General features: G+C 69.5%; 17 protein-coding genes. 9 read left to right on the top strand and 8 right to left on the bottom strand.

Annotation, left to right across the window (positions count from 1 at the left end):
• Positions 1 to 8: 8 nt before the first annotated feature.
• Positions 9 to 191: a 50S ribosomal protein L32 gene (rpmF, locus tag QM792_RS07075; protein WP_112190625.1), complete on the bottom strand. Its 183-nt coding sequence runs from the start codon at positions 189 to 191 to the stop codon at positions 9 to 11.
• Positions 192 to 300: 109 nt separating this feature from the next.
• A complete protein-coding gene (locus QM792_RS07070; protein ID WP_415148750.1) occupies positions 301 to 858 on the bottom strand; it encodes a YceD family protein in 558 nt (185 codons plus the stop codon).
• Positions 859 to 905: 47 nt separating this feature from the next.
• Here QM792_RS07070 and QM792_RS07065 point away from each other — a divergent pair, with 47 nt between their 5' ends.
• Both QM792_RS07065 and QM792_RS07060 read left to right on the top strand, forming a co-directional pair.
• Positions 906 to 1,508 (top strand): Maf family nucleotide pyrophosphatase, encoded by a 603-nt coding sequence (locus tag QM792_RS07065; protein ID WP_415148749.1) that lies wholly within the window; start codon positions 906 to 908, stop codon positions 1,506 to 1,508.
• Entirely contained in the window at positions 1,505 to 2,275 is a 771-nt protein-coding gene (locus tag QM792_RS07060) for an SAM-dependent methyltransferase (protein WP_415148748.1), read from the top strand. The genes QM792_RS07065 and QM792_RS07060 overlap by 4 nt, the downstream gene beginning before the upstream one ends.
• Before the next feature lie 21 nt (positions 2,276 to 2,296).
• Here QM792_RS07060 and QM792_RS07055 read toward each other — a convergent pair whose 3' ends face one another.
• Entirely contained in the window at positions 2,297 to 3,784 is a 1,488-nt protein-coding gene (locus tag QM792_RS07055) for a DEAD/DEAH box helicase (protein WP_415148746.1), read from the bottom strand.
• A gap of 97 nt (positions 3,785 to 3,881) precedes the next feature.
• Here QM792_RS07055 and rfbB point away from each other — a divergent pair, with 97 nt between their 5' ends.
• From rfbB to QM792_RS07020, 7 genes are all read left to right on the top strand, one after another.
• Entirely contained in the window at positions 3,882 to 4,940 is a 1,059-nt protein-coding gene (rfbB, locus tag QM792_RS07050; protein ID WP_415148745.1) for a dTDP-glucose 4,6-dehydratase, read from the top strand.
• 6 nt (positions 4,941 to 4,946) lie between these two features.
• Complete coding sequence (gene rfbD / locus QM792_RS07045; protein ID WP_415148743.1) at positions 4,947 to 5,846, top strand: dTDP-4-dehydrorhamnose reductase; 900 nt, start codon at positions 4,947 to 4,949, stop codon at positions 5,844 to 5,846.
• 83 nt (positions 5,847 to 5,929) lie between these two features.
• Positions 5,930 to 7,879: an SLBB domain-containing protein gene (locus QM792_RS07040; protein ID WP_415148742.1), complete on the top strand. Its 1,950-nt coding sequence runs from the start codon at positions 5,930 to 5,932 to the stop codon at positions 7,877 to 7,879.
• Between the two features lies 1 nt (position 7,880).
• Positions 7,881 to 8,996 carry a Wzz/FepE/Etk N-terminal domain-containing protein gene (locus tag QM792_RS07035; protein ID WP_415148741.1) on the top strand — a complete coding sequence of 372 codons (1,116 nt, stop codon included), beginning with the start codon at positions 7,881 to 7,883 and terminating at the stop codon, positions 8,994 to 8,996.
• Positions 8,993 to 9,877, top strand: a complete 885-nt coding sequence (gene rfbA, locus QM792_RS07030; protein WP_415148739.1) for a glucose-1-phosphate thymidylyltransferase RfbA — start codon at positions 8,993 to 8,995, stop codon at positions 9,875 to 9,877. The genes QM792_RS07035 and rfbA overlap by 4 nt, the downstream gene beginning before the upstream one ends.
• Positions 9,874 to 10,419, top strand: a complete 546-nt coding sequence (rfbC, locus tag QM792_RS07025; RefSeq protein ID WP_415148738.1) for a dTDP-4-dehydrorhamnose 3,5-epimerase — start codon at positions 9,874 to 9,876, stop codon at positions 10,417 to 10,419. Before rfbA ends, rfbC begins: the two co-directional genes overlap by 4 nt.
• Positions 10,420 to 10,459: 40 nt before the next feature.
• The gene (locus QM792_RS07020; RefSeq protein ID WP_415148737.1) at positions 10,460 to 11,431 is read left to right on the top strand and encodes a KpsF/GutQ family sugar-phosphate isomerase; all 972 of its coding nucleotides are present in this window, start codon (positions 10,460 to 10,462) and stop codon (positions 11,429 to 11,431) included.
• A gap of 12 nt (positions 11,432 to 11,443) precedes the next feature.
• Here QM792_RS07020 and QM792_RS07015 read toward each other — a convergent pair whose 3' ends face one another.
• The 5 genes from QM792_RS07015 to QM792_RS06995 are packed head-to-tail and all read right to left on the bottom strand — an operon-like array spanning position 11,444 to position 16,769.
• Positions 11,444 to 13,294, bottom strand: a complete 1,851-nt coding sequence (locus QM792_RS07015) for a polysaccharide biosynthesis protein (RefSeq protein WP_415148735.1) — start codon at positions 13,292 to 13,294, stop codon at positions 11,444 to 11,446.
• Positions 13,291 to 13,890, bottom strand: a complete 600-nt coding sequence (locus tag QM792_RS07010; protein WP_415148734.1) for a sugar transferase — start codon at positions 13,888 to 13,890, stop codon at positions 13,291 to 13,293. The genes QM792_RS07015 and QM792_RS07010 overlap by 4 nt, the downstream gene beginning before the upstream one ends.
• The gene (locus QM792_RS07005) at positions 13,890 to 15,044 is read right to left on the bottom strand and encodes a DegT/DnrJ/EryC1/StrS family aminotransferase (RefSeq protein ID WP_415148732.1); all 1,155 of its coding nucleotides are present in this window, start codon (positions 15,042 to 15,044) and stop codon (positions 13,890 to 13,892) included. Before QM792_RS07005 ends, QM792_RS07010 begins: the two co-directional genes overlap by 1 nt.
• Positions 15,041 to 15,733 carry a class I SAM-dependent methyltransferase gene (locus QM792_RS07000; RefSeq protein ID WP_415148730.1) on the bottom strand — a complete coding sequence of 231 codons (693 nt, stop codon included), beginning with the start codon at positions 15,731 to 15,733 and terminating at the stop codon, positions 15,041 to 15,043. Before QM792_RS07000 ends, QM792_RS07005 begins: the two co-directional genes overlap by 4 nt.
• A 19-nt stretch (positions 15,734 to 15,752) precedes the next feature.
• Complete coding sequence (locus tag QM792_RS06995) at positions 15,753 to 16,769, bottom strand: glycosyltransferase family 2 protein (RefSeq protein WP_415148729.1); 1,017 nt, start codon at positions 16,767 to 16,769, stop codon at positions 15,753 to 15,755.
• Positions 16,770 to 16,771: the final 2 nt, after the last annotated feature.

Genomic DNA, 16,771 nt, shown 5'->3' with positions numbered 1-16,771 from the left:
CCCGGGAATCAGGCGTCGGCCTTGGTCTTCAGGACCTTGCGGCCGCGGTAGAAGCCGGTCGGGCTGATGTGGTGGCGCAGGTGCGTCTCGCCGGTGGTCGGCTCGATCGCGGTGCCGGGCGCGGCCACCGCGTTGTGCGAGCGGTGCATGCCGCGCTTGGACGGCGACTTCTTGTTCTGCTGAACGGCCATGTGGAATTCTCCTGACGGCCCTGCAAACCCAAACGGCAAGGCACCCGATGAAAAGCCGATGATTCTAGCATGGGCGGGGCTACCCCTCCGCGATGCCCCCGGCAGCGCCTCAGTGCGAGCCGCCCGCGCCGCGCTTGAGTGCCGCCAGCGCGGCGAAGGGATGGGGGCGCTCGGCCTGCGCCTCCTCGGCGGGCGCCGGCACCGCCAGCGGCTGCGCGCAAACGTCGTGGCGCGGCACCAGCGGCAGTGCCAGGATCAGCTCGTCCTCGACAAGCTCGTGCAGGTCGAGCGCGCGAGTGAGCACCAACACGTCGTCTTCGCTGTCGGCGTCGATCGCGGCGGCGGTGGGTTCATCAGGCGCGAACAGGAAGCTGCGCCGCACGGCCAGCGGCACGGCAACGGCCTGCAGGCAGCGCTGGCATTCGAGCTGCACCTCGGCCTCGGCCTCGACGTGCAGCCAGGTCTGCGCCGCGCCGCCGCGCTGCGCGCGCTGCTCGCCGCGCGCCTGCCAGGCCACCGGGTCGGCCGCGCCGGGGCGCGCCTGCGCATGCGCCGATTCGGCCAGGCGCGCGAAGCCGGCCAGCGGCCAGCGGCCTTCGAGCCGGCCGGCGTCCTTGGCAAAAACCTCGACATCGAGGCGCAGCGGATCGTGCACGCGCGGTTTCATCGCGGCGAGTGTACGGGGCCGCGGGGCGGGCGAGGCGCGATGGGACAATGCCCGCCATGACGCCGCGCCCACCGCTGATCCTCGCCTCCACCTCGCGCTACCGGCGCGAACTGCTGGAGCGGCTGCGCCTGCCTTTCGAGGTGGTGTCGCCGCAGGTCGACGAGACGCCGCGCCCCGGCGAGGCGCCGGCCGCGCTGGCCCGGCGCCTGGCGGCGGCCAAGGCGGCGGCGGTGGCGGCGCTGCATCCGGACGCGGTGGTGATCGGCTCCGACCAGGTGGCCGAACTCGACGGCCAGGCGATCGGCAAGCCCGGCACGCACGAGCGCGCGGTGGCGCAACTGCGCGCGATGCGCGGGCGCAGCGTGGTGTTCCACACCGCGGTGGCGGTGCAATGCGCGGCCAGCGGCCATGCCGGCGCGGCGCTGGCGCCGGTGACGGTGCGCTTTCGCAAGCTGTCCGACGCCGAGATCGAGCACTACCTGCGCACCGAGCAGCCCTACGACTGTGCCGGCAGCGCCAAGTGCGAGACGCTGGGCATCGCGCTGCTGGAGGCCATCGAGTCGGACGACCCGACCGCGCTGGTCGGCCTGCCGCTGATCCGCACCAGCGCGCTGCTGCGCGAAGCGGGCATCGACGCGCTGCGGCCATGAGCCCGAAACCCGGCACGCTCCATCTCGTGCCCAGCCCGCTCGACTTCGGCATCGAAGGCGCCGAGGCCGTGCCGCTCGACGAGCTGCTGCCTATGGGCGTGCTGCGCATCGCGGCGCGGCTCGATCACTGGGTGGCGGAGAACGCACGCAGCGCGCGCGCCTTCCTCAAGCGCGTCGATGCCGTTGTGCCGCTCGCGCTGCCGCTGCAACAGATCGAAATCGTCGAGTTGCCGCGCGCGCCGAAAGGCGTGAGAACCGCATCACAGCCCGACCTCGCTCCCCTGCTCGCCCCGCTGCGCGCCGGCCACCACCTCGGCCTGATCTCCGAAGCCGGCCTGCCCGCGGTGGCCGACCCCGGCGCGGCGCTGGTGCAGGCGGCGCATGCCGCCGGCATCGAGGTGGTCGCCCTGCCCGGCGCCAGTTCGCTGCTGCTGGCGCTGGCCGCCAGCGGGCTGAACGGCCAGAGTTTCGCCTTCGTCGGCTACCTGCCGGTGGACGCGACCGAGCGCGCCGCGCGCGTGCGCGAGCTGGAGACGCTGTCGCGCAAGGCGCGCCAGACGCAACTGCTGATCGAGACCCCCTACCGCAACGCCGCGCTGCTGGAGGCGCTGCTGGCGCACCTGCAAGCCGGCACGCGGCTCGCGGTGGGCTGCGGGCTGACCGCGCCGGGCGGCTTCACGCGCAGCGACACGGTGGCGCGCTGGCGCGCCCAGCCCGCATCGCTGCCGGGCGACCGGCCGGCGGTGTTCGCCTTGCTCGCGGCTTGAGTGAAGGTCTGAGCGCGCGGCTCAGGACGAGGACACTTCCTCGTCCGGCGCGGGCGTCTTCTTGGCGCCGAACAGCGCCGCCACCTTCTTCTTCGGCTTGATGTAGGCCGACAGGCCGCGCGGCACCGGCGCGGCAGCCTTCTGCTCCCACTCGGGCTTGGCCTCGGTATTGCTGGGCACGTAGGGCTGGTCGAACAGCGGATCGGCCGGCCGCGCCGGGGCGCTGGGCCGCGGCGCGGCGGCGCGCGGCGGGCGGTCGTCGTCGCGGTCGCGGTCCTTGTAGCGCTCGCGCCGCGGCGGCGCCGCGTCGTCGAGTTCGAGCGGCTCGATCTCGATCTTCTTCTTGATCAGCTTCTCGATGTCGCCGACGTTGCGCATGTCCTCGCGCGCCACCAGCGTGAAGGCCAGGCCCGAGGCGCCGGCGCGGCCAGTGCGGCCGATGCGGTGCACGTAGTCCTCGGCGTTGAAGGGCACGTCGAAGTTGAACACCGCCGGCAGGTCGGCGATGTCCAGGCCGCGCGCCGCCACGTCGGTGGCCACGAGAACGTCGACCTCGCCACGCTTGAAGGCTTCGAGCGCCTTCAGCCGCTCGTCCTGGCTCTTGTCGCCGTGCAGCGCGTTGGTGCGCAGGCCGTCGCGCTCGAAGGAACGCGCCAGCCGCGCGCAGCCGAGCTTGGAGTTGACGAACACGATGGCCTGCCCGATCGAGCGCTCCTTGAGCAGCTTGAGCACCGCGCGGCGCTTGTCGTCGGAGGCGACGCTGAAGAAGCGCTGCTCCACCGTCGAGGCGGTGGCGTTGGGGCGCGCCACTTCCACCAGCACCGGGTCCTGCAGGTAGCTCTCGGCCAGGCGCTTGATCTCGTTGGAGAAGGTGGCCGAGAACAGCAGCGTCTGGCGCTGCCTGGGCAGGTAGCTGAGGATGCGTTGCAGGTCGGGCAGGAAGCCGATGTCGAGCATGCGGTCGGCCTCGTCGAGCACCACGTACTCGACCTGGTTCAGCACGCAGTTCTTCGCCTCGATGTGGTCGAGCAGCCGGCCCGGCGTGGCGATCAGCACCTCGACGCCGGCCTTCAGCTCCAGCGTCTGCGGCTTCATGTCGATGCCGCCGAACACCACCGCGGCGCGCAGCTTGGTGAACTTGGAGTACTGCTTGACGTTGTTGGCCACCTGGTCGGCCAGCTCGCGCGTGGGCGCCAGCACCAGCGCGCGCACCGGGTGGCGCGCCGGCGACATGCTCGGGTTCTCGTGCTTGAGCATCTTCTGCAGCAGCGGGATCGAGAACGCGGCGGTCTTGCCGGTGCCGGTCTGCGCCGCGCCCATCACATCGCGCCCGGCCAGCACGATCGGAATCGCCTTGGCCTGGATCGGCGTCATCGTCTGGTAGCCGCTGTCAGCCACGGCGCGCAGCAGCTTGTCGTCCAGCGGCAGGGTGTCGAAACGGGCCGGCGCGGGTGTCGCGGGCTCCGGGGTGGCGCCGCTGATGGCGATGCCGGGGGTGGGGTCACTCATTTCGCGATTATCGCCCCTGGGGCCGCCGGCCTCCGGGAACACCCGCAGGGCACCCTAGAATCTTGGGTTCCCTGCCACACCTGCGGACACGCTCGTCATGATCCTCGTCACCGGCGGCGCCGGCTTCATCGGCGCCAATTTCGTGCTCGACTGGATCGCCGCCACCGGCGAGCCGGTGCTCAACCTCGACGCGCTGACCTACGCCGGCAACCTCGAGAGCCTGAAATCGCTGCAAGGCGATGCGCGGCACGTGTTCGTGAAAGGTGACATCGGTGACCGCGCGCTGCTCAATCGCCTGCTCGCCGAGCACCGCCCGCGCGCGGTGGTGCACTTCGCCGCCGAGAGCCACGTCGACCGCAGCATCCACGGCCCGGGCGCGTTCATCAAGACGAACATAGCAGGCACCTACACGCTGCTCGAAGCGGTGCGCGCGCACTGGGCGGCGCTGCCGGCCGGCGAGAAGGAGGCGTTCCGCTTCCACCACGTCTCGACCGACGAGGTGTACGGCTCGCTGAAGGCCGACGACCCCGCCTTCACCGAGACGAACACCTACGAGCCGAACAGCCCCTACTCGGCCAGCAAGGCGGCCAGCGACCACCTCGTGCGTGCCTGGCACCACACCTACGGCCTGCCGGTGCTGACCACCAACTGCTCGAACAACTACGGGCCTTATCACTTCCCCGAGAAGCTGATCCCGCTGATGATCGTCAACGCGCTGGCGGGCAAGCCGCTGCCGGTGTACGGCGACGGCATGCAGGTGCGCGACTGGCTGTACGTGAAAGACCACGCCGCGGCGATCCGCACCGTATTGGCCTGCGGCCGCGTCGGCGAGACCTACAACGTCGGCGGCTGGAACGAGCGCCCCAACATCGAGATCGTGCGCAGCGTCTGCGCGCTGCTCGACGAGATGAAACCCGACCCAGCCGGCTCGTACGCAAGGCTGATCACCCACGTGACCGACCGCCCCGGCCACGACCGCCGCTACGCGATCGACGCACGCAAGATCGAGCGCGAACTCGGCTGGCGCCCGGCCGAGACCTTCGACAGCGGCATCCGCAAGACGGTGCGCTGGTACCTCGACAACGCCGACTGGGTGGCGCATGTACAGAGCGGCAGCTACCGCGACTGGGTGGCCACCAACTACGCTTCGCGCTGACATCGCATGAAGATCCTGCTGCTGGGCAAGAACGGCCAGGTCGGCTGGGAGTTGCAGCGCTCGCTGGCACCGCTGGGCGAGCTGGTCGCGCTGGATTTCGACAGCCCCGGGCCGCTGAAGGCCGACTTCTCGAAGCCCGAATCGCTCGCCGCCACGGTGCAGTCGGTGGCGCCCGACGTGATCGTCAATGCCGCCGCGCACACCGCCGTCGACAAGGCCGAGAGCGAGTCCGAACTGGCGCGCGCGATCAACGCCGAAGCCCCCGCCGTGCTGGCGCGCGAGGCGGCGGTACGCGGCGCCTGGCTGCTGCACTACAGCACCGACTACGTGTTCGACGGCAGCGGCAGCACGCCGCGCGACGAAGAAGCGGCTACCGGCCCGCTGAACGTCTACGGCCGCACCAAGCTGGAAGGCGAGGAGGCGATCCGCGCCAGCGGCTGCCACCACCTCATCCTGCGCACCAGTTGGGTCTACGGCGCGCGCGGCGGCAACTTCGCGCGCACGATGCTCGAGCTGGCGCAGGAGCGCGAGACGCTGAAGGTGATCGACGACCAGATCGGCGCGCCCACCGGCGCGGACCTGCTTGCCGACCTCAGCGCGCACATGATCCGCGCCGTGCGCGCCGATGCGTCCCTCGCCGGCACCTACCACGCCGCGGCCGCCGGCGAGACCAGTTGGCACGGCTACGCCAGCCACGTGATCGCCTTCGCGCGCGCGGCCGGCGTGGCGCTGAAGGTGGGCGAAGAGGCGGTCGAGGCGGTGCCGACTTCGGCTTTCCCGACGCCGGCGCGGCGGCCGCTGAACTCGCGGCTGGATACGGGCAAGCTGCGCGAGCGCTTCGGGCTCGTGTTGCCGGATTGGCGCTGGGGGGTGGAGCGCATGCTGACCGAGGTGCTGGGCCGCTGAGGCGCGTCGGGGCCGGCGCATAGAATCCGCGATCCTCCTAGCCGGTGCGCACGCGCCACGACAACTCGAAGGTGCTCTCGCCCATGTCTGCAGACCCCTGGATCACGCCCCTGGTTCGGCCCGTGCGCATGGCCCTGGCCGCGGCGCTGCTGGCCGCGTGCTGGAGCGCGCATGCGCAGCTGGAGCCGGCGCAGGTGGCCAACGAGCCGGGAGCTAGCGTCTCGGGCGCGCCGATCCGGCTGCGCCAGACGCCGTCGACCGTGCGCGCCGAGCAGCGTGATGCGCTGCCCGGTGAAGGCCTGTCGACGATGCCGCGCCGGCCGCTGGCCGAGCGCCTCGAACCGCCGCAACCGTACAAGCCCGACGACTTCGAGCGCTACGTGCGCAAGCTTGCCGGCATCGACGAATCGCGCGCCGTCGCCACCGCCACGACACCGGCCGACCCGACGCAGCCCGACATCCGCCGCTTCGGCGTCGACCTGATGACCGGGCAGGCGATGGCTGCCGCCGACCACAGCGCTCTCGTGCCGGCCGACTACATCGTCGCCGCCGGCGACGAACTGATGGTCACGCTGTGGGGCAGCGTCGACGCCGACGTGCGAGCCACCGTCGACCGCTCCGGCCGCATCAGCCTGCCGCGCGTGGGCAGCATCATGGTGGCCGGTACGCGCTACGCCGACCTGCCCGACGTGATCGGCCGGCGCGTCGGCCAGGTGTTCAAGAACTTCCAGATCAGCGTCGGCCTGGGCCAGTTGCGCAGCGTGCGCGTCTACGTGACCGGCTTCGCGAAGCAGCCCGGCGCCCACTTCGTGGCCAGCCTGTCGACCATCGTCAACGTGCTGATGCGCTCGGGCGGGCCGTCGGCGGCGGGCAGTTTCCGCCACATCGAGTTGCGCCGCGCCGGCAAGACCGTCTCCAGCTTCGATCTCTACGACCTGCTGCTCAAGGGCGACAAGGCGGCCGACGCTATCGTGCAGGCTGAAGACGTGCTCTACATCGGCCCGGTGGGCGCGCAGATCGGCGCGATCGGCAGCTTCAACAAGCCGGCGGTGTTCGAGCTGAAGGCGGGCGAGACCGTTGGCGACGTGATCGTGATGGCCGGCGGCTTCACGGCCGTCGCGGACCGTACGCGCCTGTCGGTCGAGCGCCTGTCCGAGCGTGGCGAAAAGCGCATCGCCCAACTGCGCATGCCCGACGCCTCGAAGGACATGCTCGCCAGCGGCGACGTGCTGCGCTCGTTCAGCGAGGTCGATGCGCGCCTGTCGACGCAGCTGCAGAACAAGCGCGTGCGCATCGAGGGCGAAGTCGCCAAGCCCGGCGAATACATCCTGACGCCCGACAGCACGCTGGCCGACGCGCTGCGCACCGCCGGCGGGCTGACGCCGCTGGCCTATGTGTTCGGCGCCGAGTTCACGCGCGAGAGCGTGCGCGTCGCGCAGCAGGAGAACTACGAGCGTGCGCTGCGCGACCTGGAAGTCGAGTTCGCCAAGGCCGCCTATACGCGCCGCGCCATCAGCGCCGACGAGGCTGCGGCGCAGGCGGCGGCAGGCAGCGGCTCATCGGTGTTGATCCAGCGCCTGCGCGACGTGCGTCCTAACGGCCGCGTGGTGCTGCAACTCGACCCTGCGGCCCCCGAAATCCCGCCGCTGGTGGTGGAAGACGGCGACCGGCTCTACATCCCGCCGCGGCCCAACACCGTGGGCGTGTTCGGCAGCGTCTTCAACGGCGGCAACTACCTTTTCGCGCAAGGTCGGACCGTCGACGACTTCCTCAAGCTCGCCGGCGGAGCGACACGCGGCGCCGACGCCGACAGCACCTTCGTGCTGCGCGCCAACGGCAGCGTGGTCAGCGCGCGGCAGCGCGCCACCTGGATCAGTGGCGGCTCGCTGGCCGGCGTGAACGCGCAGCCGGGCGACACCATCTTCGTGCCTGAGGAGGTCGGCAAGACCACCTTCGTGCAGGCCGCCAAGGAGTGGACGCAAATTCTGGCGCAGTTCGGCCTGGGCGTGGCGGCGATCAACAGCCTCAAATGAAATGAGCGCCGTACCCGCCATGGACGAGATGGAAGCCGATGACGGCATCACGCTGTCGGAGCTGTTCGCGCTGCTGGCCGCGCGTGGCCGCCTGATCGGCGCCGCGACGCTGCTGGGCGCGCTGATCGGCCTGGTCATCGCCTTCCTCGTGCCCAAGTGGTACACGTCGAAAACCGTGTTCCTGCCGCCGCAACAGCAGCAAAGCTCCGCCGCCGCGGCGATCTCGCAGCTCGGCGCGCTGGCCGGCCTTGCGGGAGGTTTGGCCAACGTCAAGAGCCCAGCCGACCAGTACGTCGCGCTGATGGAGAGCGCCACCATCAGCAATCGAATCATCGACCGCTTCGAGCTGCTGAAGGTGTACGACGTGGAGTTTCGCCAGGACGCGCGCAAGCAGCTGAAGAACAACGTGCGCATCACGGTCGGCAAGAAGGACGGGCTGATCGCCGTCGAAGTCGACGACCGCGAGCCGGCGCGCGCCGCCGCGATGGCCAACGCCTACGTCGAGGAACTGCGCGAGATGACCAACGGCTTGGCCGTTTCGGAGGCCCAGCAACGCCGCATGTTCTTCGAGCAGCAGTTGAACGACACCAAGAAGCGCCTCGCCTCGGCGCAATCGGCTCTGGAGGAAAGCGGCATCAGCCAGGGCGCGCTGAAGGTCGAGCCCAAGACCGCCGCTGAGAGCTACGCACGGCTACGCGCGCAGGCGACGGCTGCCGAAGTCAAGCTGCAGACGCTGCGCCGCATGCTGGCCGACAACACGCCGGAAGTCGCTCAGCAGCAGGCGGCGCTGGCCGCGCTGCGCGAGCAGCTGGCACGCGCTGAGCGGCAGGACAGCCGCGGCAACGATTCCGACTACGTCAACAAGTACCGCGAGTTCAAGTACCAGGAAGCGCTGTTCGAGATCTTCGTCAAGCAGTACGAGCTGGCGAAGGTCGACGAGAGCCGCGAAGGCGCGCTGATCCAGGTGGTCGACCCGGCGCTGCCGGCCGAGCGCAAAGCGGGGCCGAAGCGGGCCTTCATCACCGTGGCGGCGGCGCTCGCCGCCCTGCTCGGCGCGAGCCTGTTCGTCATCGTGGGCGGGCTGCGCGCGCAGGCGCGTCGGAGCACAACAGCATGAACCGCAAAGGCATCATCCTCGCCGGAGGTTCCGGTACCCGTCTGCACCCCGCCACGCTGGCAATGAGTAAGCAGCTGCTGCCGGTGTACGACAAGCCGATGGTGTATTACCCGCTGACCACGCTGATGCTGGCCGGCATCCGCGAGATCCTGCTGATCAGCACGCCGCAGGACACACCACGCTTCGAGGCATTGCTCGGCGACGGCGCGCAGTGGGGCCTGGACATCCGCTACCGCGTGCAGCCCAGCCCCGACGGCCTAGCGCGGGCCTTCATCCTCGGCCGCGAATTCGTCGCCGGGCATCCGAGCGCGCTGGTGCTGGGCGACAACATCTTCTACGGCCACGACTTCCAGCGCCTGCTGCACAACGCCGCCGACCGCGCCAGCGGCGCCACCGTGTTCGCCTATCACGTGACCGACCCCGAACGCTATGGCGTGGTCGAGTTCGGGGCGGACAAGCGCGCACTGAGCATCGCCGAGAAACCCAAGGCGCCGAAGAGCAACTACGCGGTGACTGGCCTGTATTTCTACGACGACCAGGTGTGTGACATCGCCGCGAGCATCCAGCCCTCGGCACGCGGCGAGCTGGAGATCACAGACGTCAACGCGCGCTACCTGGGCCAGGGCCAGCTCGACGTCGAGATCATGGGCCGCGGCTATGCGTGGCTGGACACCGGCACGCACGACAGCCTGATGGAGGCCGGCCAGTTCATCGCCACGCTGGAAAGGCGTCAGGGCCTGAAGGTGGCTTGCCCGGAAGAGATCGCCTGGCGCAGCGGCTGGATCGACGCGGAGCAACTGAGCCGGCTCGCCCAGCCGATGCTGAAGAACGGCTACGGGCAATACCTCGTGCGACTGCTCGAGGAGCGGGTACTTCGATGAAGGTCATACCCACTGCGATTCCCGGCGTGCTGATCCTCGAGCCGGATGTGTTCGGCGACGAGCGCGGTTTCTTCATGGAGAGCTTCAACCGGAAGGTGTTCGACGAGGCGGTGGGGCGGCACGTGGCGTTCGTGCAGGACAACCACTCGCGCTCCACGAAAGGCGTGCTACGCGGGCTGCACTACCAGCTGCCGCCGCATGTGCAGGGCAAACTGGTGCGGGTGACGCAGGGAAAGGTGTTCGACGTGGCCGCTGACATTCGCCGCAGCAGCCCGACGTTCGGAAAATGGGTGGGTGTGGAGCTGAGCGGAGAGAACCATCGGCAGATGTGGTTGCCGGAGGGGATGGCGCACGGTTTTTTGGTGCTGAGCGAGTCGGCGGATTTTCTCTACAAGACCACCGACTACTACGCACCGTCGGCCGAATGCTGCATCCGCTGGAACGATCCCGACATCGGCATCGACTGGCCGCACACCTCGCCCTTGCTGTCCGCCAAGGATGCCCAGGGCCCGCAACTGTCGGCCGCAGCGCTCTTCGACTGAGACTTCGCGCCGCCGCGTCCGGCGGCGCACAATCGGCGTCATGAAACGACTGCTAGCCCTCGCCGGCCATGTCCTCGACACCGAGGCCGAGGCCATTGTCTCCGCCCGGCGCCGGCTCGACCAACGCTTCATCGACGTGCTCGACATCCTGCTGGGCGTCAGCAAGTCCGGTCGCGTGGTGCTGATGGGCATGGGCAAGTCCGGCCACATCGGCCGCAAGATCGCCGCGACGCTCGCCAGCACCGGCACGCCGGCGCACTTCGTCCACCCGGGCGAGGCCGGGCACGGCGATCTCGGCATGATCACCGCGGACGACGTGGTGATCGCCATCTCGCAGTCGGGCAAGAGCGACGAGCTGCTGCGCGTCATGCCCTACATGAAGCGCAACGGCATCCGCGTGATCGCGATGACCGGCGCGGCCGACTCGCCCCTGGCGCAGCATGCCGACGCGATGCTCGACACCGCTGTGGAGCGCGAGGCCTGCCCGCTGGGCCTCGCGCCGACGGCGAGCACCACGCTCACGCTGGCGCTCGGCGACGCCGTCGCCCTGTGCCTGCTGGAGGCGCGCGGCTTCACGGCCGACATGTTCGCCGCCACGCATCCGCACGGCACACTCGGGCGCAAGCTGCTCGTGACGATCGGCGACGTCATGGCGCAGGGCGACGACATACCGCGCAGCACCACGACAACCACCGTCCGCGAGGCGCTCGTGGCGATGTCGCGCGGCGCGATGGGCTTCGTCAACGTCCTGGATCCGGCCGGTGCCCTGGTCGGCGTCTACACCGACGGCGACTTGCGCCGCACGCTGGATCGTGACCTCGACATCCGCACGACGCCGATCGAAGCCGTGATGACGCGCCGTTTCACAGCGGTGCGGCCCGAGCAACTCGCCGTGGAAGCCGTCGAGCTGATGGAGCATAAGCACATCTCGGCGGTACCCGTCGTCGACGCGGCCGGCACCCTCGTCGGCGCCGTCAACATGCGCATGCTGCTCGACGCCGGGGTGGTCTGATGACGCTGGCCGTCAGGGTTGCCAGGGTTTGTATTCGGGCAGCAGCCCCGCCATCCGGCGACGCACCGCGTCGTCGTCGAAGCAGCCGTCGCTGACGACCCACTCACGAAGGTGAGACCAGCGCTCCTCGTCGACGCCGGCCACGCGCGCGATGCGGATCTTCGGATGGTGCGTCGGCCGCGTGAACTCGCTGTCGGCCAGCAGTTCCTCGAAGAGCTTCTCGCCCGGGCGAAGGCCGGTGAACTCGATGCGGATCTGGTCTTCGCTGAAACCCGAGAGGCGGATCATGTTGCGCGCCAGATCGACGATCTTCACCGGCTCGCCCATGTCGAGCACGAACACCTCGCCGCCCTGGCCCATGCAGGCGGCCTGCAGCACGAGTTGCGCGGCTTCCGGGATCGACATGAAGTAGCGCACGATGTCCGGGTGCGTCACCGTCACCGGCCCGCCGGCGACGATCTGGTCGCGGAACTTCGGGATCACGCTGCCGCTGCTGCCGAGCACGTTGCCGAAGCGCACCATCCCGAAGTGCGTGCCGCCCGCGCCGTTCAGCGCCTGGCAGACCATTTCCGCGAGGCGCTTGGATGCGCCCATCACGTTGGTCGGGTTGACGGCCTTGTCGGTGGAGACGAGCACGAAGCGCTCGACGCCGTGGCGTATCGCCGCCTGCCCGATCACGTAGGTTCCCAGCGTGTTGTTGCGCACCGCCTCCCAGGCGTTGATCTCCTCCATCAACGGCACGTGCTTGTAGGCCGCCGCATGGAACACCACCGCGGGCCGATGCTCCTGCAACACCGCGTCGACGCGGGACGCGTTCTTGACGTCGCCGATCGCGCAGACCAGCACGATCGACGGCGCCAGCGCGACGAGTTCCTCGCGCAAGGTGTACAGACTCGGTTCGCTGATCTCGAACAGCACCAGACGGCTCGGGCGGTAGTGCAGGATCTGGCGACACAGCTCGGAGCCGATCGAGCCGCCAGCGCCGGTGACCATCACGACACGATCGGCCAGGAAGCGGTGCATCGCCTGCGTGTCCAGGTGCACGGCGTCGCGGCCGAGCAGATCCTCCGGGCGCACGCGCCGGATGTCGGCCAAGCCGACTTCATTGCGGATCAGGTCCGCCATGCCCGGCACGAGGCGGACTTCGAGATGGAGCGGTTCGAGGCGGCGCAGCAACTCGGCACGCCGCCCGGGTGACAGGCTCGGGATCGCGACAACCACCGTGCGGATGTCGTGCTGTTCGATCGCCGGCGGCAGTTCCGCCGGCGAGAAGACACGCAGGCCCATCACCGTGCGGCCGTGCAGCGCGGGGGCATCGTCGACGAAGATCTCCGGCCGGAACTCGCTGCTGGCGCGCAGCGCCTGCGCCAGTTGCCGCCCGGCCGCGCCGGCGCCGTAGATCGCCAGCGGCGCACGCTCGATGTGCCCGGCGCGGCCGACGGCGCCACGCAGCAACTGCCGCGCCAGCAGCCGCGCCAGCGCCGCGTAGGCGGCCGAGAACACGGCGTAGATCACCAGCGACGTGCCTGGCACGCCCTCGAAGCCCAGCGCCAGCGCAATGGCGGAGAACACGGCTGCCGCGCCGAGCGACGCGCCGATCACTAGCAGGAAGGCGCGCGTCTCGAGATAGCGAATCACCGCCCGATACAACCCCAGGTGCAGGAAGATCGGCAGCGTGATGAGCAGCGTCAGCGCATACACCCACCATTTCGGCACGCCCACGGGCGGCAGGCTGCCCAGACGCAGCGCGATGGCGCACCACAACGCGAAGGGCAGCACGACGACGTCCGCCGCCACGATGAGCAGGCTCTTCGCGACGGGCGGCAGTCTCGTGAGCTGGGAGAACATCGAGGTCGGTTTCATCGGCTCACGAACGAAGCCGCAAAGCTGCGGCCGATGATGCCGATGTCGCCAACGAAGCTGCGTTCGCGCACGTAGCGCTCGCAATACGCGAGCTTGGCCGGCATCACCTGATCGACATAGGTGCGCTCCGGGTCGGCGCTGCGTCCGAGCAGTTCGCTCTCGTCACGGTACTCGATCGAGGCCAGATCGGTGATACCGGGCCGCACGCTCAGCACCAGCTCGCGCGTCGCCGTCGGATACATCGCCACGTAGCGCGGCACCTCCGGCCGCGGGCCGACCACGCTCATGTCGCCCACCAGCACGTTGATGAACTGGGGAAACTCGTCGATCTTATATCGGCGCAGGACATGGCCCGCCCGAGTGATGCGCGGATCGCGCCCGGCCGTGATCTGCGGGCCGCGTGCTGGCGCGTCCACATGCATGGTGCGGAACTTGAGAATGCGAAACTCGCGCCCCCCGCGCCCGACGCGCACCTGGCGGAACAGCGCGGGCCCGGGCGAATCCAGCCGGACCCACACCGCCACCGCCAGCAGCAGCGGCGTGAGCACCAACAACACCACGGCCGAGAACAGTATGTCGAACAGGCGCTTGGCCATCAGCCCAGCACCTCGTGCAGCGCGGTGATCACGCGATCCTGGTCGGCATCGCTCATCTTCGTGAACAGCGGAATGCTGATCATCGAACGATAGGCGGCATCGGCCACCGGGAACATCTCCGGCGTGAGGCCGTAACGATCGCGCCAATACGGCTGGCGGTGCAAGGGCACGTAGTGCACGCTGGTGCCGATGCCGCGCCGGGACAAGGCCTCGATCACCGCATCGCGGCCAGGCTTCGCTGCCTCGCCGAGCCGGATCACGAACAAGTGCCAGGCGTGCACGTCGCCCGGCGGAGCGTCGGCCGGCAGGATCAGCGGCAACCCGGCCAGGCCTTCGTGGTAGCGCGCCGCGAGTTGCTGGCGCCGCGCCAGGAAGCGCGGCAGCTTGCGCAACTGCTCGATGCCCATCGCCGAGGCGATGTCGGTCAAGTTGTACTTGAAGCCCGGCGCCACGATCTCGTAGTACCAGGCAGGCGTCTTCGACACGAAGCGGTCGAAGGCGTCGCGGCTCATGCCGTGCAGGCGCATCACACGCATGCGCCTGGCGAGTTCGGGGTCGCGCGTCACCGCCATGCCGCCCTCGCCCGTCGTCATGGTCTTGTTGGCGTAGAAGCTGAACACCGTGATGTCGGAGGCGAGCCGGCCGATCGGCGTTCCCTTCCAGGTCGTGGGCAGCGCATGGGCGGCGTCCTCGACGACCTTCAGCCCATGCTCCTTCGCGATCGCCAGGATCTCGTCCATGCGGCAGGCCAGGCCGCCGTAGTGCACCGGCATCAGCACCTTGGTGCGCGGCGTGATCGCGGCACGGATTTTCGCCGGGTCGATGTTCAGCGTGACCGGGTCGACATCGACCACCACCGCATCGGCGCCGAGATAGCGCGCCACTTCGACGGTGGCAGTAAAGGTCAGCGACGGGGCGATCACCTCGTCGCCCGGTCCGACACCCAGCGCCTCCAGCGCCAGATGCAGGCCGGCGGTGGCCGAATTCACCGCGATGCTCTCGACGCCGCCACCGAGGTATGCGCTGAAGTCCTGTTCGAACTGCTTCGTCTTCGGCCCGGTCGTCACCCAGCCCGAGCGCAGCGCTTCGGTGACGGCCGCGATCTCCTCGTCGCCGATGTCGGGCAGCGCAAAGGGCAGGAAGGGGGTGCTCATGGTTTCTCGATCCAGCAAAGCAGATGCGTTCTCAACAACGGCAGCGCGTTGAAAACGGTGTACAGCGACGGATGGACGCGGCATACGCGGCGCGCGATCGGCGGCGCGAGCGTGATGCGGCGCGCGTCCACGCGGCCTTGGGGAAACAGCTCTCGAATCCGCCTCAAGGGCACGCCACGCACGTCGGGGTTGGTCGGATTGTCGTACACGAAGTCATACCAGAGCACGCCGCCGCCGGGTTTGATCCAGCGCCACATCGCGTCGGCGAGGCGCTGCTGGAAGGCGTCATCGAGCAGCGAGGAGAACACCGTCGACTGGAGCACGACGTCGAAGCTCTGAGGTGCGACGTCCATCTGCGTCGCGTCGCCGGCGATCACGCGCACCGCCACGGGCAGCAGGCGCCGCGCGGCCTCGCTGCGCTCCGGCAGCAATTCGTTGCCGACGAGGTTCTCGGGTTGGAAGCCCAGGCGCATGAACTCGATGAGATTCGCGCCGGCACCACAGCCAACCTCCAACAGGGAGCGCGACTCGAGCGGCGCCATGCCGCTGCGCTTGGCCCAGCGCACGACGGCCCGCTCCCATTCCTGGCGCGGCAGCAGCGCCGACTCGTTGAGCAGGCTGTAGCGCTGCTGCGTCGCCTGGCTGTCCCGGCGAGCGTAGCGCTCGCGCACCGCGTCGACTTCCTTCATGGCTTGTTCCACACCGCTTTCATCGTGTCAATCGCGTCATCGTCGTGGCCGCGCCGCGCCGCAGGACGGCGAAGTCCCACAGCGCGCGGCCGAACCCCAGGCCGTAGCCAGCATGCATGCAGGCGAACGCCAGCGCGGTGACGGCCACGCCCGGCAAGGTCCATTCGTCGTCCTGGACGGCAAAGGCGTTGGCGAGCACCGCCGCGCCGTACGCCAGCAGAGTCGCCGCCAGCACGATCGCAGCGATCATCGAAAAAGGCGTCGCCAGCGCCAGCACCACCAGCCACAGCACCAAGCCGAATGGCACCAGGTGGCGCGGTGAGGCGGGCAGCTGGTGCTTGCGGATGACCGGGATCTTCCAGTACCCGTATTGGTGGAACTGCCGGAACAGCGCCGCCAGCGACGCCCGTGGGCGGTACTCGGAGCGGATCGCACTGCTCTGCCACACACGGCCGCCACCGCGGACGATGCGCAGGTTCAGCTCGTCGTCCTGGTTGCGCACCAGGCTTTCGTCGAAGCCCCCGATCGCCAGCAGGTCGGCACGCCGCCAGGCGCCCAGATAGACGGTGTCGACCGGCCCGCTGTAGGCCGCGTCGCGCGAGGCCGCTCCGCCCGAGCCGAAACGGCTCTGGAACGCGCGGGCGATGGCGCGCTGCACCAGCCCCTCACCCTTGGCGACCCACGGCCCGCCCACGCAGGTGGCGCCGGTCTCCTCCAGCGCCTTGACGCACTCGGCCACGTAGTCGGGCGCATACGTCGTGTGGATGTCCATGCGCACGACCATCTCGCCGCGCGACTCGCGCAGCGCCAGGTTCAGTCCGGTGGAAACGATGCGGCCGGGGTTCTCGATCACCTTCAGGCGCGGCTCGCGGCGCATCCAGGCCTCGAGCTTCTCGCGCGTGCCGTCGTCGCTCTGGCCATCGGCGATCACGACCTCCAGCTCGAACCCGCGGCATTGCTGCGCCAGCACGGCTTCGACGTAGGCGTCGATGTGGCCGGCTTCGTTGCGGCACGGGGAGATGATGGAGACGAGCATGG

Origin of the sequence: Piscinibacter sp. (assembly GCF_047600445.1) — a bacterium.
GTDB lineage: Bacteria > Pseudomonadota > Gammaproteobacteria > Burkholderiales > Burkholderiaceae_C > Piscinibacter.
Note: the sequence above shows the minus strand (reverse complement) of the source record. Positions and strands in the feature narration are given on the sequence as shown.